Below are 26180 nucleotides of genomic sequence, written 5' to 3'. Positions count from 1 at the left end.
TATAATCAAGGCCGATTAATTACATTTGAAAAAACACTACCTATGAATATTAAACTATTTCGTTTTTTATTATTATCCGGCGCTATTGTATTTACCGGCTGTAAACACGATAAAAAAGTAGAAGAAACCGCCGGGGCAATTAGTCCCGAGGCAATCAAAGAAAAAATTGCTGTTTTGGCAGCCGATTCGATGATGGGGCGCAAGCCTTTTACCGCCGGAGAGGACAAAGCCATTGCCTATATCTCATCCGAATTTAAAAAAGCCGGATTAGAACCAGGGAATAATGGGAGCTATTACCAGGATGTGCCCATGGTTGAAGTTACCAGCACACCATCGCCAACGATGGAGATTAGTGGCGGTAAATTGCCCATAAGCTTAAAAGTCACTACCGATTTTGTGGCTTTCACCCGTCGCGAGGTAGCTAATGTTCAACTTAAAAACTCTCCTTTAATTTTTGCCGGGTACGGTGTTGTTGCCCCAGAATATCATTGGAATGATTATGCAGGCCTTGATGTAAAAGGCAAAACGGTTGTGGTATTGGTGAACGACCCAGGCTTTAAATCGGGGCGGAAAGATTTGTTTAAAGGCGATACCATGACCTACTACGGCCGCTGGACCTATAAGTTTGAAGAAGCCGCCCGCCAGGGCGCAGCCGGAGTTATCATTGTTCACCAGACGGCGCCTGCAAGCTATGGCTGGAGCGTTGTTTCAAACAGTAACTCAGGAGCAAAACTCTATCTTACACAACCCGATAAGCATATGAACCGCTGTAAGGTTGAAGGTTGGATTACCGAAGATGCCGCCAAAAAACTTTTCACAGATGCCGGTATCAACGGGGATCTTCGCGCCATTGCCCGCGATAAAAATTTCAAAGCTATACCGCTTAACAGGGCTGTTAATTTAACCGTTAACACCAAACTAAAATATTCTACATCCCATAACGTCATTGGTATTTTAAAAGGCAGTGCCAGGCCGGCCGAATGCGTGCTATATACCGCGCATTGGGACCATTTGGGCATTGGCAAACCTAACGCGAAGGGAGATAGCATTTATAACGGCGCTGTAGATAACGCAGATGGCGTGGCTTCGATTATTGGCATAGCCAATGCATTTAAAAAAGCAAAAAAAAAGCCGCAGCGCTCGATCGTATTTTTAGCGGTCACAGCCGAAGAGCAAGGTTTGTTAGGATCTGAATATTATGCTACCCACCCTATTTACCCCCTTAACAAAACTGTAGCCGATTTAAATATTGATGCTATTGGCGATTATGGCGAAACCAAAGACATTGCCATAACCGGCAAAGGGCAAAATGACCTGGAGGATTATGTTGGCGCTATTGCACAGCAGGACGGCCTAACCACTGTCGGCGACCGCACGCCCGGCTCAGGAAGCTATTACCGGTCAGATCATTTCAACTTTGCCAAGTTGGGCGTGCCTGCGCTTGATATTAACATTGGCAGTACCAGTAAAACACATGAGGGTACCTATGGCGCTGATAAAGAGAAGGATTATAACGAGAACCGATATCATCAGCAAGCCGACAATTACACGCCGGACATGGATGCCACTGGTATGGCCCAGATTGCCGATATTCTTTTCAGGATAGGCACCAAACTGGGCAACGAAACTACCTTCCCTGGTTGGAAACCCGGTTCGGAATTTAAAGCAGCACGAGATAAAACCATGGGCAAATGAGCCTAAAGCAGAAGGCCAAAGGCTCAAAGCAAATGAAAATGGCCCATGCAATAGTTGCCGGCCATTTTTTATTGTCTATATCGCCACTCTTTTGCGATTAAACCAAACGCCCGCACTCTTTGAAAAAAGCATGACGATAGCTGTAATCTCTATCAGTACTTCTGCTAAAAAGAACCCCATTACCAATGAGCTTAATTTTACAGTCGGATTTTTCTGGAAGAAAACTATCGCAGCCCATATGAACGATATCACATTAAAAATTATAAAAATCAATGTTACAATCCTGGCCCATTTGCGTCCCTCGCCTGTAGCAAAGATAATGTATATGGCCAAAAGCAATTCGGTAATAAACTCAAAGGGGTGGATATGATCAAGCGAGTTATTGGCCATTTGGATGATCAATGCAATATAAAGCAATAATACACCCCTTTTTACTACAACGGGGACATCGCCCTCTGGATGATTACTTAAATAAAACCTATTCAAAAGCCTGTTCAGCATCTATTCTGATTTTTTAAAGGCATTCCATCCTTGCGCTTTCAGTGGGTGTGAGTTTCCGGATTTTGTAACCAGGTTACAACCGGCAGATGCCTCCGTGATGTGCCCTATAATGGTAATATCCATCTTAAACTTTATCTTATCGTAATCCGATTGTTTTACGGTGAACAGCAGTTCATAATCTTCGCCGCCGCTTAAAGCACAAACTGTTGGATCAAGGTTAAACTCACGGGCTGTTTCGTAGGTCATCGGGTCAAGCGGGATCTTTTCCTCATAAATATTGCACCCTTTATCGCTCTGCTTGCAAATGTGCAGAACCTCGGAAGCAAGGCCGTCGGATACATCTATCATCGATGTAGGTTTTACATCAATGCCTTTAAGCAGCTCCACAATATCGCGGCGCGCCTCGGGCTTTAACTGGCGCTCAACAATATAATCTTTGCCTTCCAAATCAGGCTGAATGTTGGGATTTTCCAGGTAAATCAGCTTTTCGCGTTCCAGTAGTTGCAGCCCGGTATAAGCGCCGCCCAAATCGCCGGATACGCAAATCAAATCGCCCTCGCCTGCGCCATTACGGTAAACAACATCTGCTTCATCGGCATAACCTATTGATGTTACACTGATTACCAGGCCCTGCTTTGACGATGTTGTATCGCCGCCAACCAGGTCGACATTGTATTTTTCGCAGGCTATATAAATGCCCTCGTACAATTCTTCAATAGCTTCTAACGGGAATTTGCTCGACATACCGATAGAAACTGTAACCTGCGAAGCCGTACCGTTCATGGCATAAATATCGCTCAGGTTTACTTGTATGGCTTTATAACCGAGGTGCTTTAATGGCGTATAAGCCAGATCAAAGTGAATGCCCTCCAACAACATATCGGTACTTACCAGCACCTTTTTGCCATTAAAATCAAGCACGGCTGCATCGTCACCAACCCCTTTATTGGTGCTTTCCTGGGTAAGTTTTATATTTTTAGTTAAATGGCTAATCAGGCCAAATTCGCCTAATTCTTCCAGATTTGTTCTTCCCTGATTTTCAAACATATATTTTGTAATTACACCGGCATTTCGCCATCAATCAGCAAAAATACAATTATTCCCATTAGGTAAAGCGATTGAAGGTAAGGCGGGCAGTGTAAACGCATCTTTTTTGAGGGGCGGGGCCCTATAACCCTGGTTTAGAGAATTCGGATCTGATGCTTTTGATCATTGGGGATTGTTGTTTTACCGGTAATGCCTTTCGTTAAAAAGGGTTTAGAACTACTATTAACCTCACCTGCTAAAACATATAAAAATGCAAAATAAAAGTCCCTAAACGCTCGCCGCCGGGACTTTAAACCTAAACCTTATCACAAATGGAACCGGGTTGGTTCCACATATAGCCAAATATATATAAATTTAACCAATAAGCACGCATTGTTTAACTATAAAACACAAATAAGTGACAGAATGGAAATTTCATTTTTCCTACATTGTCAAGAAAGTATTAAAATATAGGATATGTCTTCCGACTTAAAATGGTGATCTATCTGGCATCCGGAAACATCGTTGTCGGCCTATATTTAAACCGACTACTATAGTTGTACCATTAAACCACCTGAATGTATTATATCCGGCAAATCAATTATCTATCGATTTTTCTTCTTTCAAAAACTCTTTCCTTATCCCGTCAATCAAATCTGTATGGAATAAAATGCCATCCTCCCGCTCATAACTTTGCAGTGTGGCGTAATGAACCGCGCTGAGTATAGATGCGCCGGTTAGCTCAAACTGCTCGGCCAGTTCGTTAAGGTTTATTGATGCGTCGAGTTTTAATCCGGCAGGCAACGTTTTGTTCCATAGGTTTTGTCTTTCGGTGGCATTTGGCATAGGAAAATGCACCACGCTATGAAACCGGCGCAGAAATGCATCATCCAAATTGTTTTTAAAGTTTGAGGCCAGAATCATTAATCCCGGAAAGTCCTCCACGCGCTGCAAAAGATAGCTTACTTCCTGGTTGGCATATTTATCATGGGCGCTCTGCACATTGGTACGCTTACCAAATAATGCATCGGCCTCATCAAAAAACAAGATCCAGTCTTTCGTCTCGGCCTTTCTGAATACATTCTCCAGGTTTTTTTCTGTTTCGCCAATGTATTTACTTACAATTTGTGAAAGGTCAATCCGGTAAACGTCTTTATTGTATTCTTTTCCCAAAAGTGCGGCAGTCAGGGTTTTTCCGGTACCCGGCGGACCGTAAAACAGCACCCTATAACCGGGTTTTATTTTAACTTTAAGATTTTCGTCGTTATTGAACTTGTCATGATGCAATAACCAAATCCGGATATCATTTATCTGGTTCATGGTGCGTGGGTGAAGCACAACATCATCCCACTGAATTCCGGTTTCAATCTTTTTAGCCGGAAAATCGGGGCCGAACCTGGGCGGGCTTTCTTTCCCAAGTAATATCTTGTCAACCCACTCGGGGCTCAATATAATGCGGCCGCTCATCATCGGCTCACCTTCCTTAACATTTTCCAGCCAGATTATGCCCTGGCGGTGAAAAAAGTGATCCTGGCTAAACAGTTGCTGAAGTCGCACCCGCTGGGTAATATTGGTGCCGGCAAGGATGAATTGCAGCGTTTCGCCGGTTGGCAACATGCTGCGGTGATTAGTGGCTTTTACCCCGCCAATTTCCGGAAAATCGCCACCATTGGGCAGGTGCTCCAGGATAATAGACTCGAAAAAATTGGGCTGCACATGCGGAATAAGCGTGATCATTACGGTAACCCAGGCTTCATGTTCATTAATATCCGGGATAATTGCTAAAGGATCATTACTTAATTGGTGGCTATGCTGATCGTACCATTTTGATACATCAAATGGAATGTTGTTAAAATGGGCCTGCACCCGTTCTGATACCAGGTCGCGACATAGTTTTATGGCTGTTTCAAGGCCCGGAGGCGTAATCTTTTTTAGCTGGTGGATCATCAAAATAAAGGTATCGATTTTAAGAGAATTAACATAAATTGATTAATGATGCGGCGGTGGCGCGGCCCGTTTCGGCGCGGTGGGCGCCGGCCTGTCGGTGCATTCCTCTGTGCCTATTTTCTCTAAAAACGGGTCCAGTTTTTTACTGAGCAAATTAGCCGCAGTTTCGCGGTCTTTTTCAATTTTATCGTGAATAGGTTGCACAAATTTTTTCAGCTCAGCCTCCGTGTAGCAGCCAGTAAAAGCAAATGGTGTACTTACTGTACCGTTATAGGTATTAAAGGCGTTAACGTGTTCCTGTTCGTGATTGGTTAACTTGGTATCAATAAAGGTTTGGATCTTTTCTGTTTCACAAGGGGTATGCCCTGGCGGAACTGCGGGAAGTTTCACTTTAGGGTCGGCATGAAACTCCGAAACCAGCGTGCCTTTCAGCGTTACACAAGGAGCTTTGCCGCAAGGTTTACAGCCTTTGGTCTGTTCGGCTGTAATATCGGTGGTGGCAAAAGTACCATGATCATAATTTGCTGTGGTAAGCCCCTCAACCTTAACATCGCCGCCATGAGCAACCTGGTTTGCTGTAGAAGTGCCCTTTCCTGTAACATTACCTATGCCGCCTTCCAGCTCTGCTTCCGGTAACGTGGTTGAGGGTATTGTAGCCTTCCTGTTTATGCCATCCGATTGCTGCATAACATGTGTAAGTTCATGCGCTAACAGTTTTTTGCCTTCGTGCGTTTCGGTGTTGAACTGGTTAGCAGCAAAAACAATATGATTATCCACCGTATAGGCTTTGGCATTTATGGCAGCTGCCGACTGTTCTGCCTGCGTACCGGTATGGATCTTCACATCGCTGAAATCGGCACCCATTGTTGTTTGAAAAAAGTGTTTCGACGATGCCGGCAGTTCGCTGCCCTTACCCCCTAAATTTGAGATATAAGACGATGCAGATGCGGTAGCAGGTGAACTTGCAGCGTCAGCTTTACGGTGCACATCCTTCTCCTCCTTTTTATCCTCCATGCGGTGCGCCATTTTTTCGTCTTCTTTTTTATCCTCTTTGCGATGCGCTGCTTTGTCTTCCTCTTTCTTATCCGTCGTCCGGTGCACTTCCTTGTCCTCCTTTTTGTCCTCCATACGGTGCACAGGTTTCTCTTCCTCCTTTTTATCAGCTGCGCGATGAACTTCTTTTTTTTCTTCCTGTTCGCAATGATCACATTTGCGCTGCACATGCTGATTTTGGAAAAAAGCCTGTTTTTGAGGGTCGCCAAAAAAGGATTGTTCCTGGCTGTTATCTTTCTTAAAAAACTTACTGTCGTGCGCCGCAGGCGCCTGGCGGCGGCGGCGACGGTATATTACTTTGTTTGCCATGGCGTAAATATTAAATTATAACACTATCGTACATTTTTATAACCAATTAAAATTAGGGTACTGGCACAGTTGCCGGGGTTCCCGCACCCGGTACGGGCGTTGTTCCGGTTGGATGGCCAGGCGCAGATCTTTTTAGATCATCTATCCTTTTATCAAAATATTTTGTTTTAAAAGCTTGTATCTCACTGTCAGGTAAAATAACTGCACGAACAAATAGATTGTTAGCTGCTTTAAATTCAGCCCAGGAATCTGTTACTTTGGTAACAGCTACTAACATGGCTTCAGCATCTTTTAATAACGCATCCTTCACGGGGCCCATTTTTAAAATGAAATTATTTTCCAGTTTCAACAGGTTTGCGCTCGTAATACCATCTCCCACGTAGGCTGCCCTTCCACCTTTAAATGCTATCCAGGTTTGCATCGGAGTAACACCAGGTTTAATGTCCTCTATTTTTTTACCTTCTTCCATGAAATTTTCCTGTTGATCAAAGATCTTTTTCACCTTAAGTTTGTCATTGGGATCCATATGATCAAGACTTGGCTTGTTGTCAGCCTCGCTATAAAAATCACTCCATTTATGATCAGCTTTCTTCGCAACAACGTCTTTCGCTTCGGTTTCGAGCGTTGCCGCGGTTCTATAAGTAACAGCGGACGCATCTTTCAAAAAGTAAACATCTAAATTATTCTGGTTAATTTTATTGGGGATAGGTACACTTTTGAATAACGGCTTATCGAGCACAAATTCACCTGGATTTGTACCCGCTTTAAGTTGATTTACTGTGCATTTAAGCTGACCTGGCAGTTTCGCTTCTGCTGCTATTATTCGGTGCTTCTGTTCCAGGACTGAATTTTTATCCCAATTAGGATCTAACTTTTCTATGTCTTTGAGCAACTTATCTGTGGTCGTTGAACGATCTTCGTAATCTACGGATACTGTATATTCCATAACTGCATTTTTTTCAACAGCGGTCTTTAAAGGTGTTTCAATTGTGCCTAAATGGTTTTTGTTAGTGGCTTGGGTAATTGGTGTTAAGTTTTGGAATGTTGTACCATCGCCGTGCAAATTATTATTAAGCAGGTGTCCGGCAATATGATAGCTCCTTCCACCCGGGTTTTCCCTTCTAAGCATCAGATCATCATAAATATCATTCGAAGTTTTAACTTCACTGCCCAGTACCCCCAATTTAGTTAAAGGCTTAACTGTCATTTCCGACGCAAATTCATTTTTAAGCGACCCGTAAGTTGGTATAGGGGTAACTGGCAGCGCCGCTTCAACTGCGTTAAGTGCATCACCGGCGATCAGATCTAATTTTATGGCTTCCAGCTGGTTGCCCACGTCTACTTTTATTTTATCAGCAGCAGCTCCGCCTGCAGCAGCTGCAGTCTTATTATTCTTAATAAACTTCACAAGGTCGGTGTTTTTCTTTTCCGCCTCAGTAAGCGCTTGTTTTTGAGGATCGGTTAAAGGTGTGGCCAGAGCCTTTCTCTTAGATATTAACAACAACATATCCATAGGCTCGCTTTGCACCTTAATAATTGGCGAATCTTCAGTTCCTTCGGTTGATATTTGATGCTTTTCACCATTTGGCAGCGTAAATTCTTTTTTGTTTTGCCACCAGTTTAATACTGCATTTACCGCATTTTTGCCCATTTCCAACAGCTTGCTGCCCAGGTCAACCGCTTTATTTACCAGCCAGGTTATAGCTTCATCAACCAGTGCACGGGCGCTCACAATCAACTCGCCAATACGGTGGCCTATCCCGCCAAGACCAACCTGGTTGGCCAGGAAGCCGATAACTATTGGCATAGCCCGGTGCAGCGCACCTTCAAGGAAGTTAGCAGCCCTTGCAGTGTTACCGCTGGCAATTTCAACCACGCCTTCCACAAACGAATTGACAACCTGCAACATTTCGCGCAGGTATTTTATGAAGGATTGTATGGCTTTGTAAAGTGCAATAGCACTGTTAATAACTGCCATAATACCCGTTGGATCAAGCATAGAGAGCAATTTGGCTGTAACCTTATTGACAATTTGCTCCATTACCCAGTTTTTAACGCTGCTGAGCACGGTATCCCAAAGATTAGTAAGTTGTTCTTTAATCTTATCCCAAATAGCTTCGATACCCCGTTCCTGTACATCTTTTATAAATGTCCATATGCCTTCAAGGGTATTGATTACGCTTCGGATCTTCGCAACTTTTTGCGGACCAATTTTTGGATGCTCGGCAAGTTTCTTCCAAATGGTTTCCATTGACAGGTCAAGCACTGCCAGTATCCAGGTAATTACTCCCCGTAAGGTGGTATCTTTAAGTTCGGGTACGCCGGCATCCTTCAGCTCACTCATCAGCCAGCCTGTGAGCCCGAAAATGAGGTGCTCAACAATGTTGGTAAAGAACTGTGTAAACCCTTCTTTAATTGCTTTCAGTAAATTTTTGAGGAAGCCAATCGGGTCGCGCTTAATCATTTCTATCGCCAGCATGGCTTTAGCTATAATGTTGCGGATCAGGTCGGTTGGGAAGTTCATGATCTGCATGATCACATCGATCACAATTTTGATGATCTCGATCACAAAAGCGATCAACCGCGCTATCGGCTCGCCAAACCTGTGAATAATACGCTGGAAGGCTTCTATCGGGTGAATAAGATCATTTAAGCTGAACGAATGCCACAGATCGACAAACAGCTGTATAATCGATTCCGGCGTCATATTCAACCGCTCCACTGCGGCATTAACGCGTTGCGTCGTCCGGTCAATGGCCCCGGATTCCTTCATTTGGTTAAACTGCTCTTCGCCGCCTTCCATCAGGCTCATAAAGCCATGGATCACATTCTCGGTATTTCGCGGAACATTTGCTTTCGTAAACGGATCTTCGCCAATGATAACTGTAACCAGGAAATAACCCCGTTGCGTACGTGCCCATGCCGAGAGCCGCACCATCAACACCTCTTTTATAAACCGGAGTATTGCCGCACCTACTTCGGTTACAAAATCCCATACCTTGCGTACCGGCGCTGCAAAGGTGTTATAGATCTCGTTGAAAGTATCTATCGGGTGCATCAGGCTATCAATAGATACATAATCCCAGATATGGGCGATACCGGCTTTTATATCGGTATAGGCATTGCCAAATATCCGGATACCCCGGTCGATATAATCTGCAACCTTTTTAAAGCTGCCTGTTTCCTGCATTTGCCGGCGTTGCTCGCGGCCTTCTTCGCCGCCAAGTTCCAGCAGCGCATTCAATATGGTTGTGCCGTTCCTGTCTACATGTTCGTCGGTTACGGGGTCTTGTCCCAAAATAACACACAGTAACGGATAGGCCGTAGTGTGATCTTTGATGAACGATACCAGCTGGTTAAGCAGGAAGCGTTTAACAATGGCCAGCAATTCGGTAGCGGCGTTTACCGCAAAGTTGATGATGCTGGTTATGGCATCGTGTATTATCGTCCCTATCCGCTCAAATACCTGTTGAGGGTGTGCAAGGTCGGCAAGCGAAAGGTGGTTCCAGAAGTTTTCAACACTATTCTCAATTCCCTGTACTACCGATGTAATGGCAGCTATTTGTGTATCAACCCATGCTTCGGCAGTCCTGAGCGCGCCAAGTTCTTCGAGTTTTTGATGCAACAGGCGGCCACCCGGCATAATGTCAAATGCGGCTTCAATAAAGTTATGGCCATTACGCTCAACTTGCTGATTGGTTATCGGATCTTCGCCCAGCACTACGCGCAGGGCCATATAGCCCGGTATGGCCATGGCAAAATCGCGGGCCTGGTTAAGTAAAAATTCCTTACCTGCTTCCAACCCCTTGGCCACATAATCAACTGCCGAATTAATTACAGATAAAGCACTGTCAAACCATGAACATTGAATCTTTCTATCCGCCTTAAGCTGTACATCCGGCCCCTGCGGCTCGCTGTGTGCGTCTTCACCATCGTGTTTGCGCTGCAACTCATGGCTATGCGGCTCATGCTGTGCCTCATTCTCCTGCAAATCATCTTCATGATGGCCCGGTTCGTCCTTAGCTTGCACAGCGGGTACAGCCGGCGGGTTATGTGTAAGTGCACCGGTTGGATTAACAGTCCAGTTGCTTAGCTCAGGTTTGGCATGTACCTGCGTCTCTACGCCATCGCCAGAGCTTTCTGCGTCGCCATGATCTGTATCTTCCTTGCGGTTTACGTGGAATAATTGCTGCCGCATTTCCCTTAGCGTTTTTGGTTTTTCTGCAGCAGCGGTATCGCCCGAGCCAAGCTGCCCGTTCATCAGCATCAATGGGTCAAAAAATGCTGTCCAGCTCTTTAGCGGATGATCTTTAACCTGGATTTGGGCGCCAAGGTTATTCTCGCCGGATGTATTACCGTTTATAGTGGTAACGGTATCGCCTGTGGCTTTCTCCACCAGCGCGTAGTGCGAAAATGCATTCCGGTAGGCTATATCGCCGGCTTTTGGAATATAACCCGGCGGATATGCCGCATTAGCGTCGACAGCCGGCGGCCCGCCTATTTCCCACCTTCTAATCGGTACCCCGCCTTTGTGCAAACTCCAGAACGCGAAAATACCACACCAGCTTGGCATAGCATCCCTTACGTACGGACCGGCGGCCGGCCTTGGGTTTGCAGGTGGCAGCGCATTATCAATCTTTCTTTCTTTTTTAATATCGCCTTCGGATACTGCGCCCTGCGAACCGGATTGCCCTTCGGCAACAACTTTATCCTGGCCTAAGGTGGTTTTAAAATATTCAACAAGCCTTTGCCAGCCCGTACGGAAACCATCGGGACCAGCTTCATTTGCATTTACTTTACCAACCTCGCCTTTTGCTTTGGCTACGGCATTGTTTAATTGAGTGGGAACGGGCCTATCATGGGCCTGGCGTTGTATAATGGGTTTTCGGGATACAGCGCTTCCCTGGGCAGGTTGAGAGACGCTGCCTTGCTGTATGGTATGTGTAAGCTCATGCGCAAGCAATAAGCCGCCACCATCAGTACCGGGCTGGAATTTGCCGGTATTGAAATAAATATCATTGCCATGCGTAAATGCCTGGGCATTTATGCTGCTGCTTAAGGTTTCGGCTGTAGCGCCTGTATGAATACGCACGCCGCTGAAATCGGTATTGAAACGCGAGTTCATGCTTGCCATCGTGTCAGACGGCAAAGCGCTGCCATTTCCTTTACTTGAGGAAAGTGACGATTCAAAGCTGGAACTTGCTGCCGGCGGCCCGCGATTACTTTCAGCCTGGCCAGGGCTGCGGCATAACGGAAGTGATTTTAATGATAAGTGGCCTTCACTATGCTGGCCGGATGGTGCAGTATCGCTGCAATCCGATACAAATTCGTCGCCATTGCCGCTGCGCTGTACAAAAGGCATTAGCCTTGGGCTGATGATGGCACCCTGCTGTTTGCATTGCAGCGAAGTGATGGAAGGGCTTTCCAGTTTGGGGTGTACGGAATGCTCTTCCTCTTCTTTCCGTTGCAAGTCTTCGCCCTGCTGAGGGTTGGTGTTAACCGGGGCGGCTACCGGCTCGGGCATGCGCATTACATGGTCGGCCACCTGGTCCGCTTCTTTTTCGTGGGGATCATCGGGCGTGCTTACAGACAATTTGGGCTGAACAGCGGCACCGCCAAAAAATGCCGGTTTATCATTCGACTGAAAAAACGAAGGCTCCTCGGCCTTCCGGAAAAAACAATTCCCATCCGCCTTTTTTGGGGCGATGTGATTTGTTTTAGCCGTTTTTTCAGTGGTTGATACCATATTTATCCTTTATTAATTTACGCCGAATTATTACGTGGGTATAATTTATACCCACTCAACATATAATATATTTTTCATCCAGGGCAGCTTTATCATGCTGATATTCCAGGGAAGATGCTCCAGTAAAACATCCAAAGAGTTTTGCTGTACTTTAAGCTGCGGGCCGTTATCTTTAAATGTAAGTTTTCCATCGCGCAATAAAAATGTGCTGCGCAAAGTTTCGTTCGATGTATTTTTCAAGATTGGCCAGTTAGCTATAACAGAGCCAAGCAACTCATCTATCATTGCTACATCATCGCCGGTAATTATATACCGGGATTTAAGCGCATCTTTTACGTCAAGTCCGCAAAGTAGTTTTGGCAAAACGATTTCAAATTCGGCAAACGCATCAAAACCTTTGCTGATGTAATTTAACAGGGTAATTGCTTTGGTTAAATCAGTTATTTTATCATCCTCCACAATACCTGCTTTCCTGAAAAACATGCCTAAATAAGGCGCAATGATTACAAGGCCGCTGTTGTTGATATAAATAGCTTCCTTAATTGGAGTATTTGCTGGTTCTTCTGCTTTTTCTTTTGCCTGGTCTGGTTTTTCAGCTTCTTTTTTTTGCGACATCTCTTCGTTTGCGCTGCTATCCCGTTCGGCAATCAACGCTAATGTTGTTTTTAGCTCCTCATTTTTTATTTTGCTGATCAATTTCGCAGCATCTGCCGCGAAGTTTTTATTGAATGAACTAAACTGCAGCCAAACGCCGGCTGTAAAAAGATTTACAAACTGCTTGTTTATCTCCACAAGATTAAATGCCAATTGATTAGCTTTATACAGCGATAAGCTTTTCAGGAGGCTTTTTTTATACAACAAAGAGGCCGGGCGGTTATCAGTGACTGGTTTTCCGGTGGCGATAAAAGTAAAATAATCCTGTTGCCAGGCTGTGGTAATGGAATTGTCGGCCCAGCCCGGCAACAATTTAAAAAAGCTCCAAAAAGTGGCGTCTTCAAAATCATTACAGATGCGGGCTACAACAGTTTCGCGTTTTAATAAGGTCAGCAATGCATCCGCCATGCTGGCTGGAATCCCGCTTTCAACCAGGCTTATTATCAGCTCATTAAGCTGCTGCCTGGTGCTTATTGCCGCCCACCAGGGCAAATACCCGTTCTCCAGGTAATACAATAAAGTGTCGGCAAAACGCTTTTCAATAGTTGGCGGTTGTTCAGTGTCATTAACCAAAACAAGTTTTTCAAGCAGCAATTTTTCCAGTTGCTGCATTATTTTACCGGCGAGCCCGTCATTTAGGTCATCGGCGCCAATATTAATTTCGCAAATTAGTTCATCTATTGAAATAACATTTTGCGGCGGACTGTGCTTATCCAACAAACGCTCCAGCGCAGGTAAAAAACTTTGCTCAACTATGTCCTCTGTTGTTTTTTTTATCGCAATACCATCCACGTTGCCGTTATACTGCAATTGAAATGAAAGATTACCAATGTTATTTTCCGTTTCTAAAAACATAAAAGGTCAGTACTTTTTATGCAACAAATAGTTTAATGATCTTTTTTAATGTTGCCACGTAATTTGTTTTAGTTGTGTTTTCGTTGTTTGATGCTACCCGCTGCACTTCTTCTTTGAGGCCGTCGTCCAACTTATTCATTTGGTTAATGGCGGCAGCCAGTTGTTGCTTCTGGTCTGTGGTTGCTTTTTTAACCATCGCTAAAAACGCTTCGCAAAAAGCACCGAGCGTATTTAACGCATCGGCCATTGGCACTTTGGCTTTGCTAATGTCATCGGGTTGAATACAGGCGATGTGTTCTATCAGCTGCGCCAATATTTTCACCAGTGCTGCCGTTAACCCGGTAAGCGCGATGTTTTTTTCAAGCAATTTGGTAAGCGCGTCTATCCATTTAGGTATCAGGTCTGCCGCTTTACGGTTTTTAAATAAAGCGACCTGGTTCTCCATGCTCAATCCATCTGCTCCGGTCAGGCTATCAAAAAACGGCTTCAATTCGGTAGTTAACGCCGGGAACGCTCTCACAAAAGCCGAATAGTTTTTGGTGTCTATTGATTGCAGTCCTTTAAACTGCTCTAAAATACCGGCTACCGGCAGGCATGTTTTAGTAATTAACTGCTGCCCTGTTACGGTAACAGGCTTTGTTATAAAGCCTTTGCACATGTCGGCATTTGATGCCCGTAAAGTAACATTGATTGTTCCCTGCGTGCTAAATGTCTTGATTGGATCTCTTTCGTCAGATGTCCCTTGTGTATCAAATATCCATTGAAACTTATCAGCATTTTCGGTTTCATTGATAAATTGAACAGTGAAAGGAGAAGTACTGACCGGCGCTGCGGAAAATTTGACAATCGGGGCGCCGTATAGTGTTACCTCAACGGTTTTTGGCACCCCATTTAAAGTGTTTGTAAAAATTACCGGTCTTTTTGCGGTTGGAAACACAGGAACAGAAGACGGCGTAAATATATAAGAACCGTCTGCGAGCTTGCTTACACCTTCCCCGGTTACCGTACCGCCATCTGCGCCGACTGAAATAGGGTAAGTTTTTGTATCCTGGATGCAGAATAATTTAGGGACAATGTCAATCTCGGGCTTAGGCAATTGAACGTTATAATTAATGGTCTTTGGTATACCTTTACAATCGCTGTTATAAACCTCCAGGGTTATCGGATGATCGCCTTCGGTTGTATATGTGTGCGGCGGAGGTGTTTCATCGTTGGAAGCTGGCGTTGAGTCCCCAAACGTCCACTGATAGCCGGTAACGTACGATGGCGACTTATTAATAAATGCAACGGTGCCCGGTTTATCGGTTTGCGGCACAATGGTAAAATCGGCTGTGGGTTGCTGAAAAATCGTTACATCAATGCTTTTTTGCTTTTCATTTTTCTGAGCGGTTAATTTAATTGTTTTGCTGGCTGCATTATTTAAACTTACCAGCTTAGGCTGAAAGGAAAAGGTACCACCTGTAGATATTACCCCTTCGCCTGTTACAACCGCATCGGATGGAGAAACTGTAATGGGGTATGCAGCAGTGTCATTACTGCAAAAAGCCTTTTGGGCAATGTCGATATTTACTTCGGGGGTGACAATCGTTACATCCTTTGATTTTACATCTGTACAAATATTGTTGTTTGATACCGTTAACTTAATAGTATAAGGGCCATCTTTTGTATAGGCATGCGGTGCCGGGTCTTTATCGAGTGATGTCTGGCTGTCTCCAAAATCCCATGAATATTTATCAGCAAAAGCAGATGATTTATTGGTAATAGTAACGGTAGCTCCGCCTCCTATAGCAGCCGCATCAAAATCAGCTACCGGTTTTTGATAAACAGTAACTTTTGTTGTAATACTTTGGCCGAAAGCCTCATACGTTAAAGTAATGTCTTTTGCTTTATCAGCAGCAGCAAACTTAACAGCCGATGGGGTAAACACAAATTTACCATCCGCCGTTTTGGAAGTGCCTTCACCGGTTACTTCGCCCCCATCGGGCGTAACCTTAATATCATAAGTTTTGTCGTCTGCTCCGCAGAAAACACCGGGTGGAACAGCTATGGTAAGCGTTTCGGCAACTTCTTTAACAGTAAATTGTATTGGCGGACAGTCGGAGCAACACATATATGGCAGGTAAAAATCGGCTATTACTATGCCATTCCCTATTTCGGCAACGGCGTCTGCCAACGGGCTTTGTGTTGCATTTATACCCTGCAGCAATATTCCAAGTTCATCAAGCTCTGCCTGGTTTTCGGTTTTAAATGCATTAATGTCCTCAAAATGTGATGCCGGCCCGGTGTATTCAGGCGCGTCGGCAATCACTTTACCACCGGTGGCTTCGTTCACATGAATTCGTGCGCCCGCCTGCGGAGCTGCCGGTGGTTGCTGGGTATCTGATGCGGCAAGGCCAAAGAGCTTTAAAACTTCCTGCGGGCTCTGGTTGGCTTGCGCAAGCACAGCATCAGCTGCTTGTTCCCTGGCAGCATTAGCAAGAGTGGCCGCATTGTTTGTAGTTGGATCAGGAACAGGCTCTTCATGATAAACCATTACAAAGGTACCGCCCATGGGTACCCCGGCTTTATGCTGTATGCCGGGATGTTTACGTGCAAAATACCCAAACTTTTGCAGCATCATAATGTGCACCCAACGTAAAAGATAATCCTTATAAAGTGCTTCAATCGGCTTTTGAACGCACATTCCTATCAGCTTATTAAGCTGCTCTAACGTTTCAAGGCTAACCCGGTCGTTTTCTGTTTGGTTGCTAAGATTATTTTTAATATCGGTAGCTATCGAGATCATCCTTTTATAGGCCTCTGTAAAAGCCGCAAAGTCGAAGTTGCCTAATGATGACGTGAATGTTTCAAAGAACTGCTCGATGTAAAGCAGGAAAAAGAAATATATGTTGATAGGTGTAAAACCCTGCTTATCAAAAGAGCGGTACATAAATGCAATGCCATCCTTTTTATAATTGGCATAAAATTTTTCAAAGAAAAAGCCAAAGGTAGCTGGTTGTACATAATATCCCGGATTGCATTTAAGCACCAGCGGCACTTTTGACAGGAGTGTATCGCCGGTAGTTCCGGGCTCGTTAAGCTGGTAAAAATACAGCATCGTCCGGCACAGTTGACAAGTGATTTCGGCTATAAGGGTATCATAAAGGGTATCAATATCCTGGAACTGGCATGGCGTTTTTATCCGGGCGGCATATTTTTCAACAAGGGCGGCAACCGTACTGGTTTTCCCCAGGTCTGCCAGCGCGGTTTTAAGCGATTCCAGGTCGGTACCAAGGGCCACTACGTCAAAAGGAAGGCGGTTTTTATTTCTTAATCCTACTATGCTTTTTAATGCTGTTGTATACTTCATCCCTATATGGCCTTCCACCCGTAAAAAATTATAGGGCTCCAGGTCATAATTAAGCGGGTTCAGCACGTAATCGTCTGTGGCGTATAAGTTTGAATTATATGATAAATTTTGATCGGCCTCTCCGTCGGCCGTTTTTTCAATATCCCAATTATCAACCAGGGAACCTGTACCCTCAACAGGCATATAATAAAATGGAATGGCTTTTTTTGCCAAAGGATATTTACCCAGGCTGCTTGGCGTTATCCTGATGTTGTTATTTAACTGGCGTGCCTTTAATTGCTCAGGCGTATACAAGTCGCCGAAGTTGCCGGTAACGCCGTACGCAGCGTAGAAGTTTTGCAGCAAAAGCTGGATGCGTTTAAATAACCAGCGCAACCGGTTGGTTTGTTTGCAATGGCACTCCATCACCGGCGACGGGATAAAATATTGCCTGTTAACAAGCGGCGGATTAGCATTATCCTGAACGACATTGCCCAGCAGCAAATGGAGCCGGAACAGGTTGGCATCGGGGCAGCACAAACTCAGCGCTTCGATACCTGTTTCCCGGAGCTCGCTGTATGCCAGTTCAACATCGCTGAAAAGGTCATAATAATATTGATAATTAATAGCCTCCAACTCTGTTAAGCTTCCGTTATTTAGGAATGCCATATTTGAGCTCAACTGAGCAAACGGATTAGTTGGATAGATATCTTTAATAACCGGCTGCAGGATATTATAGGTTTGGGTTAACGCATTTTGAACCTTATCAATAAACGCGGCTGATAATATTTTACGATAAACGTCAAGTACCTGCGCGGTTGATTGCAGCAGGGTGGCCGGTACATTATATCGCGGCATTTTTAATTTGGGCAGTGTTTTATAGGTGGTACCGGAGTCTCCGTAATCGGCACCCGCGGTTTTAAGTTTTGCAGCATCGTCAATACTTATCAGCAAAGGCCTGAAAGTGATATCGATATTTTTCCCTTTATCGTCGCAGCTTCCGGGATCGCAGTTTTTTGACTGATCTTCCAAAAGCTCGACATACAGCAGCACTACTTTATCTTTCAGGTAATCTTTATTTAACGGGGCGGCGCCTTCAACCACCGCTGTTTCAAAAAGTTCACCCAGCTTATAGCGCTGGGTTTTGCTTGCGCCATCAACAAACTTTTCGTAATAAAGCGGTTTAAGGGCGTTATAATCTTTATATTGAGTAAATGTTGTTTTAGGGAAAGTGATCAAATACCCTCCCGATGTTATGCCGCAGCCGGCGCTTATGGTAAGCTGGGTATAACCCGCGTTTACCGATACCTCCAACCCGCATACAATGCCTACGCCAATAAGGTTGGTACGCGTTAACCTATCCTGTTCGTCAAGATAGTTAAACATATCGTTGAGGTTACTGCTCGTGAGTATTTGATCTGGTACAAACTCAGGATAGTTAAATTGCGTTGGCTGCATGACAAATTATTTTAAATTAAATAACAGTTTTGTTTAAATAAACACGGTTTTGATCGTCTCCGTCCACACAATCGTGCAATGAGGCTTTAGGATAAATATTTTTTAACTGGCTAAATTCGGCTATTAAGCTTTTTAGTTTATTGCTTAGCTGGACAACGTCTGGGGCGGTTTTTGCAAGCTCATTTTCCCAGGCGCAATACAGTGTTTCAAAAGTTTGCAATTGGGCGGTTGAAACCCAGCAAATTTTAATGCCTAGATGGGCAGGTATCTCCATCCGTATAGCGTTCTCGGCAAACCGGCGAAACTGCAGGCCTTCGTTTGTAAGCCCGTCCGACCCATTCATTACAACAGTTAAGCGGAAGCTATAAGGATCTTCATCGCCGCAAACATTGCAATCGGCAGTAATACAAATAGGTAATAAAGCATCGCCGGCGGGGATAAGGCCTCCCGGCAAATTGCGTGGCCTTAGCAGTAAATGCTCCACAATAAAAATCTTGTTGGCCTCTGCTATGCCCTTTATAAAAGCTGCAATTTTATTTATATGAGCAATGGCGTCAGCTTTTTTAGCAAAGGAGGCTGCGCTTACAGCTACGGTCTGGCTGGCACCATTTTTTACAATCACATGCCACTCTGTATCTTTCTTCACATCATATTTTGTAATATCAGTAAGAAAATTTAATAAAGTATTGGCATCATATTTCGCTGTTGTCCTGGCATCTTCTGGGGTATAATTAAGATAGTTTTTATTGCTTAGCAGCCACTCTGTTCCATTGTCATCGGTAATATTCCAATAACGCGCTATGGCATTGCCCGATGTATCGGTAACATCGGTTATGTCTACATAGTCGTCAAATTGCTTAAGCCCTAAAACCTGCTCGATGCGTTTTTTAATACCGGCTATATTGTTATCGCTGCAAATATTTGATGCATCCTTATAATTATACGCTTTTGCACGATTGCTGCCTGCAAAGGGTATATCTTTTATAAAGGCTATTTTATCCTTAATTAATATCTCATCAGCAATTTTTTTACTGTCGCTGTAGCTGTAGAGCATTAAGGCGTAGTCATTAAACTGCTCGCCAAAACGCGCCATAAGGTGATCCAAAAACCGGTTCCGCCTGTCTAAAAAGGTAGTTTGGCTTTCGCTGATGGATTGCAGTTCCGTTTCGGATATGGTACATACATCTTCAATATCTTTTATTATTGAGTTATCCAGCGTATGACTATAATAAGTTTTGTTGATTGCCGTACTCAACGAAAACAAATCTTTCACGTGGCTTAGCTGTTCCAGGTAGCCGGCAAGCAATTGCTCATAAAAAAGCAAATAAGCTTTAAGTTGTTTTGCCTGGGCTTTGCGCTGGTTAGTTACATTTTGCGGCAGGCCAAAATACCCAACGCCATAAGTAAGCGGCAACGAATACTGTACCGGGTAATAATCTGTTAATGGGTAGTATGACCCTACCGGCACCGGTATCAGGTTATCGCCGGCAGAAAATTTGGGGCGTATATTGTTACCTTTAATTACGTTAAGCGTATCACTTAATTCGGCCTTATCCGGCAAAAAGGGCAGGCCGTTTTTAAACACCAGGAATTTGCTGCCATTAATATACAGCCGCGCCTGTTTACCGGCCTCCACGGGTAAAACCCATGCTTCGCCTTTTAACCGGTGCCCTTCACTATCATAAGGCGACAATATTAAACTGCGAACCGCCAGTACTCCGGGAATATTCATGAGTATGGCATAAATATCCGAAGTGTGCAATTCGGTTTTTAATTGCGCAGCCTGTAGTTGCTCATCTTTTATAAACCCGCTGTTTAAGGCCGGGCCGTTAAATATCTCATCTACCGAAAAGCCGGCTTTCACCATTTCGGCGAGTGAATAAAAATCAACATCCGGACTAAAATATTGATCGATGAGGAAATATGCCTGTGCTAAAACCTGCTCAATATCGCTTTCGGGGCTTACATCCAAATCAGCACAAACAGCTACATCTTCAGTTTCGACGGCCTTAATAGAGCAATAATCCTCACAAAGATTTCTATGCGCCATCAAGGTGTCGCGCACGTTTTTTATGATAACAGCGGCAGCTTTAACCTTATCGTAATAATTGAGTATAATGCCCTGGTCGGCAATATCATTTATGGCTGTTTTAATATCAGCCAATTGTATCGCTTTTCTGTCGGCATCGCTGTTAAACCAAATGGTAAAGGGCACATCTTCCATCAGCTTTTGATTGCCGCCAGGTAAGGTTACTTTTGCAGGATCAAGCGTAATATTAAATGTAGCAAACAGCGGATTGCGCAATCCCTTTCCCAAATCGGCCTGCGGAATATCGGTATTGTCGCCTTTATTGCCTGATATAAACTTGGTATCTACGCTTTGAACATCATCTGAAGGCACAGTAAAAAATGTCATTGCCGTATCATCGCCCTCCAGACTTTTAAAAGATGGCAAACGCATTTCAATTACTGCTGATGAGGTGATATTATTAACCACATCGCTTATAAAACTAAAGGTGTGTAAAATTTTACCACTGTTTAAATCGCCGGCGGTAACATCATCTTCAAACTCAACCTTTACGTCGTACATTCCTTTTATTATAATGGGATGTTCGGTGGCGCTATATTGCAGTTCACTTTTTAGGCAGTTGGCGTATAAAAATATATCGCAGGGGCATTTAAGGCAGTGCAGCCAGGCATTTTTTACTCCATTAACATCAATAATTAGTTTGCGATAGTCGCTTGTTGTCCACGGGTTTACAGTTAATATGTTTTTGGCGGTGTAAAATGCCTGCAAATCAGGATCGGGGGCCTGTTTAGGCGGCAATGCTAAAATATCTTTTATATCAAATGACGAACGGTAACCAAGGTCGGTTATGGCATAGCATAATGCTTCGAGTATGGTAATACCCGGATCGTGAATATTGTAATCTGTCCACAATTTATTGCCCAGGGCCTCAATATAGTCCATTCCCTGCGCCCGCAGATAGTTATAATCCTCTGCCGGGAGCATTTTTGGATTTTTATATATGGTTACATTATCTGCCATCTCAATTGGTTGATATAGTTATATGCTTATCATATTATATGGGTCTGCGCACTTTGAATTATTCTGAGCCGCTGCCACATCCGGTATCTCTGTTATGTTGTGCTTATCGGCCGGTACAGAAACCAGGATAGATATGGATGTTGTTGCTTCAATCTCTTCCTGGTCCTGCGGCATAATATTCGGATCGCTGCCGAGCAGGAATAACTGTACATCGGTTATATAATCAACATAATATTGTGCTTCAATAAAATTGATCAATACCGATTTTTCAATTTTGCCACCAAACTGTACATCATCGGCCTGCCCGTATGCCCATGGGCTCAGGTACCTGGTAATACTGTCCTTAAGCAATTTGCTGTAATAACTGTAATCGCGCCCTTCATATAATTTCAACTTGAATACAAGCTGCACCTCTTCAAAAATGGGGTTGTTAACATTAAGGTTAACCTGGCACGAGATCCGTTGCTGCAGGTACGCCTGTATTTGCGTAATTGTATCGGCATTGGTGTAGGGCCTTAACGGGTTTATTTCGTTATGATTGGTCAGGTCGGGTATGGTAATTACGGTAACATATCCCGGCGCATCCTCATAAAGCTTGCCGTTTTCATATTTGGTATGATTAAGGCACTTAACGCGATGTATTTCCGGGAAGGCCTCCAGCACCAGGCGTTCGTAATCCCAGATGGTAATTGCGCGGTCCTTATGGCGTAGCCTTTCGCTCACGCGTACATAAAAATGCGTGTTGTCTTCAACTGGTTTACCCCCAAATGACGGGTATGGCTGCGTTATCTTTTTTATAGCTGTTTGCGCGTTTACCAGTTTGCTTATGGTATTGCCTGGTAAAGCGCTGCTTAAAAACGCAGGATCATTCCCATTATCTGCAAAGGTAACCTGTGCCGCTTGTGCCAATACATTGAGCAGTTTACATACCGCGCCTGGTTTATTGGAGCCAGCCGGAGCAGTGGGGTCCGTTGGTATGGATATAGATGCTTTTATCCACAAATAACCGGCAGGCATAATGGTATTATCGGTTGTTGCCCCTTCGGGGACCTGGAAAGAAATAATGCCGGATTGCCTTAGATAGGCTGTGCCATCTACCACCTGCTGATCGGTAAAAGCTTTCCACTGGTTATTTGACAGGTAGTTCCATGAAATCAGTTTTTTGTAAATGGAAACCACCGGATCGCTTGTGCCTTCCAAAACCTGGAAAAGTATGTTTACGCTTTGCTGCGCTGCTAAATTATCGAGGCCTATAAAAAACTCCGCAACATCATCTGCCAGAGAATTTTCTTCCGCATGATTAAATTGCGGCAGCATGAAAACGCTCTCGCCGGGGTTTAAAGTTTTACTTTGCTCGGCCTCGCCAAATGGGGACAAGTGATAGTATTGAATAGAACGGGCGTCAAAATCTTTTTGATTGTTGGCGCTGATGTTAAATATAGACGATGCTGTATAGCCTATGTTAATAGCCTTTATAACAGGAGTATACGGCTTATATGGAGCAACAAGTGTTTTTGTATTCCAGGGATTAGCCAGAGCAATAAGATATTCTATTTGAGCTTTTTGATAAGCATCAAAACCAAAATCAGTGCCAATTGTCAATTTGATGAATCCGCGTGTGCTTTTAGAGTCATAGCTGGTATAAGGATCATTGTAATCAACAACAGCTTCGTCAGCCAATTTTATTGCAGCTTTATCCGCTATAGTTAACACCACTGAGGCGATATTGCCGGTAATTAAAAGAATATCTTGAGAATTTGACCATACTCCATTGCTAAGTTGCTTGGCAGATGCAGCAATTGCTCCTGAAAGGTTGGGATAGGTTATTTCCAGAACATTTGCCGGAAATTTTTCCCATTCAATATTTATCAAAAAAGCCGCGCCTTTTTTGCTGGCTAATTCCTGATTACCAATAACGAAAGCCGCGCCGGATTTAGGTGTAGCTCCGAAAGGCTGAAAAGGCTTAGATGCATCAAACGGTCCGCTGTCGCCCGATATGAATAATTGCTTTAAACCAGTATCGCTTTCCGAATATGTTAGATTATCCCCAACCGCAACGACCACTTCTACAGATTTTAAGATAAGATCCTTTAGCTGATCGTATTGGTATATGGCTGTATCCAGGTTTTTTAAATAAATTTTCACAACAGGCAATGCGCTTTTAAAGGTGCCTCCGTGTAAAGCCCTGTTATAATTTGCCGTAGCCGGATCGTTGCCCTTTAAGTTAAAACTTACTTTAGATAGTTTTTTGGGGCCGGCATCTTGTTGTTTAATACTAACTTGTTCATCCGGCACTTTAAACCAGCCCTTTGCTGTAGTTATATAACAATCTACGGTGGTTGTGAGTGGTAAAGATTGGTTACTGTCAGCAAATTCCAGGTTTAAATCGACAGCGCGTTTCCCCTCGTTCAAAAACAAATAGTGGCTGGCAATTGCAAAGCCTATCTGGGCTTTTGGCATATCAATAGCCGATAGCGCACCATCAAAATATTCCTTATTATAAAATGGATGCCACTCGCCATTCAATGATTTTAATTTTGCGCCCAAACCATCGGCACTGTTGGCAACCGGCGATGCAAACCAGCGCCCTTTGTTAATTACCGTTCCGATATTATCTTTCTCATCGCCCCGGTAAATACTCATCAATTTGGCTACGCTTGCTTTATTAAATACAGTATCCGCGTCAAGTGTAAAGGTTACATCTTTTCCCAGGCCATCCTTTCCGGCTTTAAAAGCGGTGCCCTTGGCCAGCATAAATTCGTCAACCTGTTTAGCCAGTTCAATAATCACATGGGCGTGGCTCGCGCTTGCTTTTTTGGGAGTAAGCTTTAGTACTTCTTTATAATAAAAATCAAGATGCCGTTGGGTTAACGTGTTAAGGCTTTGCTTTGCATATTTAAACAACTTAAGAAAGGTAATAAACAACGCATAATGTGGCGTATGCGTGCTATCATTTGTAAGTGTAACCAGCAATTGGCTTTCGGCCTCGTTGATGATGCGGGTGTAGGTTTGCAGGTATGTGTCAAAAATGCCCGTAAACAAATTGTGCCTGGAAAGGTGTATTATTTTCTTCTCGACCGCCGGATCGGGGCCAAAAACTTTTGGATTTGGTGTTAAGCTGTTATAAAGATCATGCAATGATGCACTGCCGTTAAGCCAAAGCGGCGATACACTTTCGGAAGTTAAAATTGCCTGAGGGTTTTGAGCGCCACGGTTCAGGATGATCCATTTAGTGTTATCACTCTCTTTTACAAGCGTTAGCAGGGGATTACTGCTATATGCCGATTTATAAAAAGTTAAAAGAGAAGCAAACGGCGCCTGGAGCTTTGTTTTTATCAGATTAGCAATGATAGCCTTTAATGGGCTGCTCTCCGGAAGCTGGATGCAGTAGCTATCGAGCGCCAATGTCAGACTTAAAATACCGCTGAACAATGCATTTAAGTTTGTTCTTAAAAAATCGGTTTGAGTTTTATTGGCCGGGTTATGTATTGCATCAAATTTCTCCTTTATTGCAAGGCGGTACTCATTGATATCCTGTATGGCTACAGTGCCTAATATGGCCGAGATATCCGAGTTAAAAAATGGCTGCCAGTTATTGGTTTGGTTATTGTTTACATCAAAATATTTTACAAAGCCCGCAAATTGATTGGCAAAAACTATCCATTCTTTGTAGTCGCGCTCATCTATCGATACATAATCGCTTTTGAGCGCGGCAAGCTGGCGTTGCTGCTGGTCGGTTCCACCACGCTGTAAAGGATTTTTATATTCGTTGCAGGCCATATGTTTATTGGTTAGGCTACCTGTGTATTTGTTGTTATAATTTGAATTTCAGTTCCCTCATCAATATAATAAGGGTAAACAAAGTTGAACCTGGAGTTGGTGCTGCGTACGATGTAGTCAATCTCTATCAGCACTATCCCTTCGGCTTCATCCTGGGTATCCATGTTTATATTTTTTGCGTCTATCCTGGGCTCGAAATAAAGGATGGCTGTTTGTATCCGGTCTATCATTATGGTTTTTATTGTCGTATTCAACGGCTCAAAAACCAGGTCGACCATATCGCAGCCGTATTTGGGTTCCATAACCCGCTCGCCAACTGTAGTAGTCAGCAGTATTTCAAGGCTTTTTTGTATGTCCAGTTCCTTCTCTGTTACTTCCACGCTTTTACTATTGATATTAAAAGTGGGCGGAAAGCTCCAGCCTTTGCCTAAAAAATCGTTGTTTGTAAATGCTTGCTTTGCCAAGGTTCAGTTTTTTTAATGTTATCCTCCAATAATTACAGTTGGCGCCCCCAATATGATCAATCCGCCATGTGCAGTTGGGTCGCCCATTCTTGCTGCCGGCATCCCGCCAATTGTTACCGTTGCCGAGCCCTGCAAAATAGTATCAGGCGGGCCTGTGCAGGTAAGCATATCGCCAACCCGCGCCGCCGGCATTCCGGCTATCAATACCGTTGGGCATCCCGGCGGTAAAACCGGCCCGCCCACGTGCGGCACCACTCCCGTTACCAACGGGCATGTATGCATATCTCCTACTCTTGCTGCTGCCGGCATCCTTTT

At 44.0% G+C, this 26180-nt stretch carries 12 protein-coding genes; 1 reads left to right on the top strand and 11 read right to left on the bottom strand.

Going from position 1 to position 26180, the window contains the following annotated elements; translation table 11 throughout:
• Positions 1-42 precede the first annotated feature (42 nt).
• Positions 43-1695 carry a M28 family metallopeptidase gene (locus AC1DXF_RS03005; RefSeq protein ID WP_477445971.1) on the top strand — a complete coding sequence of 551 codons (1653 nt, stop codon included), beginning with the start codon at positions 43-45 and terminating at the stop codon, positions 1693-1695.
• A 75-nt stretch (positions 1696-1770) separates the two neighbouring features.
• Here AC1DXF_RS03005 and AC1DXF_RS03000 read toward each other — a convergent pair whose 3' ends face one another.
• The 11 genes from AC1DXF_RS03000 to AC1DXF_RS02950 form a co-directional block, all read right to left on the bottom strand.
• Complete coding sequence (locus AC1DXF_RS03000; protein WP_477445969.1) at positions 1771-2196, bottom strand: hypothetical protein; 426 nt, start codon at positions 2194-2196, stop codon at positions 1771-1773.
• Positions 2197-3243: a thiamine-phosphate kinase gene (gene thiL / locus AC1DXF_RS02995; protein ID WP_477445967.1), complete on the bottom strand. Its 1047-nt coding sequence runs from the start codon at positions 3241-3243 to the stop codon at positions 2197-2199.
• 576 nt (positions 3244-3819) lie between these two features.
• Positions 3820-5169, bottom strand: a complete 1350-nt coding sequence (locus AC1DXF_RS02990) for an ATP-binding protein (protein WP_477445965.1) — start codon at positions 5167-5169, stop codon at positions 3820-3822.
• A gap of 42 nt (positions 5170-5211) precedes the next feature.
• Entirely contained in the window at positions 5212-6531 is a 1320-nt protein-coding gene (locus AC1DXF_RS02985) for an eCIS core domain-containing protein (protein WP_477445963.1), read from the bottom strand.
• 52 nt (positions 6532-6583) lie between these two features.
• On the bottom strand, positions 6584-12277 hold the full coding sequence (locus AC1DXF_RS02980) for an eCIS core domain-containing protein (protein ID WP_477445961.1): 5694 nt from the start codon (positions 12275-12277) through the stop codon (positions 6584-6586).
• 45 nt (positions 12278-12322) lie between these two features.
• Positions 12323-13786: a contractile injection system tape measure protein gene (locus AC1DXF_RS02975; protein WP_477445959.1), complete on the bottom strand. Its 1464-nt coding sequence runs from the start codon at positions 13784-13786 to the stop codon at positions 12323-12325.
• 16 nt (positions 13787-13802) lie between these two features.
• On the bottom strand, positions 13803-18572 hold the full coding sequence (locus tag AC1DXF_RS02970; protein WP_477445957.1) for a PKD domain-containing protein: 4770 nt from the start codon (positions 18570-18572) through the stop codon (positions 13803-13805).
• Positions 18573-18588: 16 nt separating this feature from the next.
• Positions 18589-21621, bottom strand: coding sequence for a hypothetical protein (locus AC1DXF_RS02965; RefSeq protein ID WP_477445955.1), 3033 nt, complete (start codon positions 21619-21621; stop codon positions 18589-18591).
• Positions 21622-21639: 18 nt separating this feature from the next.
• On the bottom strand, positions 21640-25401 hold the full coding sequence (locus AC1DXF_RS02960) for a hypothetical protein (protein WP_477445953.1): 3762 nt from the start codon (positions 25399-25401) through the stop codon (positions 21640-21642).
• Between the two features lie 11 nt (positions 25402-25412).
• Positions 25413-25865 carry a GPW/gp25 family protein gene (locus AC1DXF_RS02955; RefSeq protein WP_477445951.1) on the bottom strand — a complete coding sequence of 151 codons (453 nt, stop codon included), beginning with the start codon at positions 25863-25865 and terminating at the stop codon, positions 25413-25415.
• A gap of 18 nt (positions 25866-25883) precedes the next feature.
• Positions 25884-26174, bottom strand: a complete 291-nt coding sequence (locus AC1DXF_RS02950) for a PAAR domain-containing protein (protein ID WP_477445949.1) — start codon at positions 26172-26174, stop codon at positions 25884-25886.
• Positions 26175-26180: the final 6 nt, after the last annotated feature.

The organism is Mucilaginibacter sp. P2_A5 (genome assembly GCF_056404995.1).
This window is presented reverse-complemented; position numbering and strand designations above follow the sequence as displayed.

Coding starts and splice junctions, on each gene's coding strand:
- AC1DXF_RS03005 (WP_477445971.1), top strand. CDS start 43: ATGAATATTAAACTATTTCGTTTTTTATTATTATCCGGCGCTATTGTA.
- AC1DXF_RS02975 (WP_477445959.1), bottom strand. CDS start 13,786: ATGTTTTTAGAAACGGAAAATAACATTGGTAATCTTTCATTTCAATTG.
- AC1DXF_RS02965 (WP_477445955.1), bottom strand. CDS start 21,621: ATGGCAGATAATGTAACCATATATAAAAATCCAAAAATGCTCCCGGCA.
- AC1DXF_RS02990 (WP_477445965.1), bottom strand. CDS start 5,169: ATGATCCACCAGCTAAAAAAGATTACGCCTCCGGGCCTTGAAACAGCC.
- AC1DXF_RS02960 (WP_477445953.1), bottom strand. CDS start 25,401: ATGGCCTGCAACGAATATAAAAATCCTTTACAGCGTGGTGGAACCGAC.
- AC1DXF_RS02950 (WP_477445949.1), bottom strand. CDS start 26,174: ATGCCGGCAGCAGCAAGAGTAGGAGATATGCATACATGCCCGTTGGTA.
- AC1DXF_RS03000 (WP_477445969.1), bottom strand. CDS start 2,196: ATGCTGAACAGGCTTTTGAATAGGTTTTATTTAAGTAATCATCCAGAG.
- AC1DXF_RS02985 (WP_477445963.1), bottom strand. CDS start 6,531: ATGGCAAACAAAGTAATATACCGTCGCCGCCGCCGCCAGGCGCCTGCG.
- thiL (WP_477445967.1), bottom strand. CDS start 3,243: ATGTTTGAAAATCAGGGAAGAACAAATCTGGAAGAATTAGGCGAATTT.
- AC1DXF_RS02970 (WP_477445957.1), bottom strand. CDS start 18,572: ATGCAGCCAACGCAATTTAACTATCCTGAGTTTGTACCAGATCAAATA.
- AC1DXF_RS02980 (WP_477445961.1), bottom strand. CDS start 12,277: ATGGTATCAACCACTGAAAAAACGGCTAAAACAAATCACATCGCCCCA.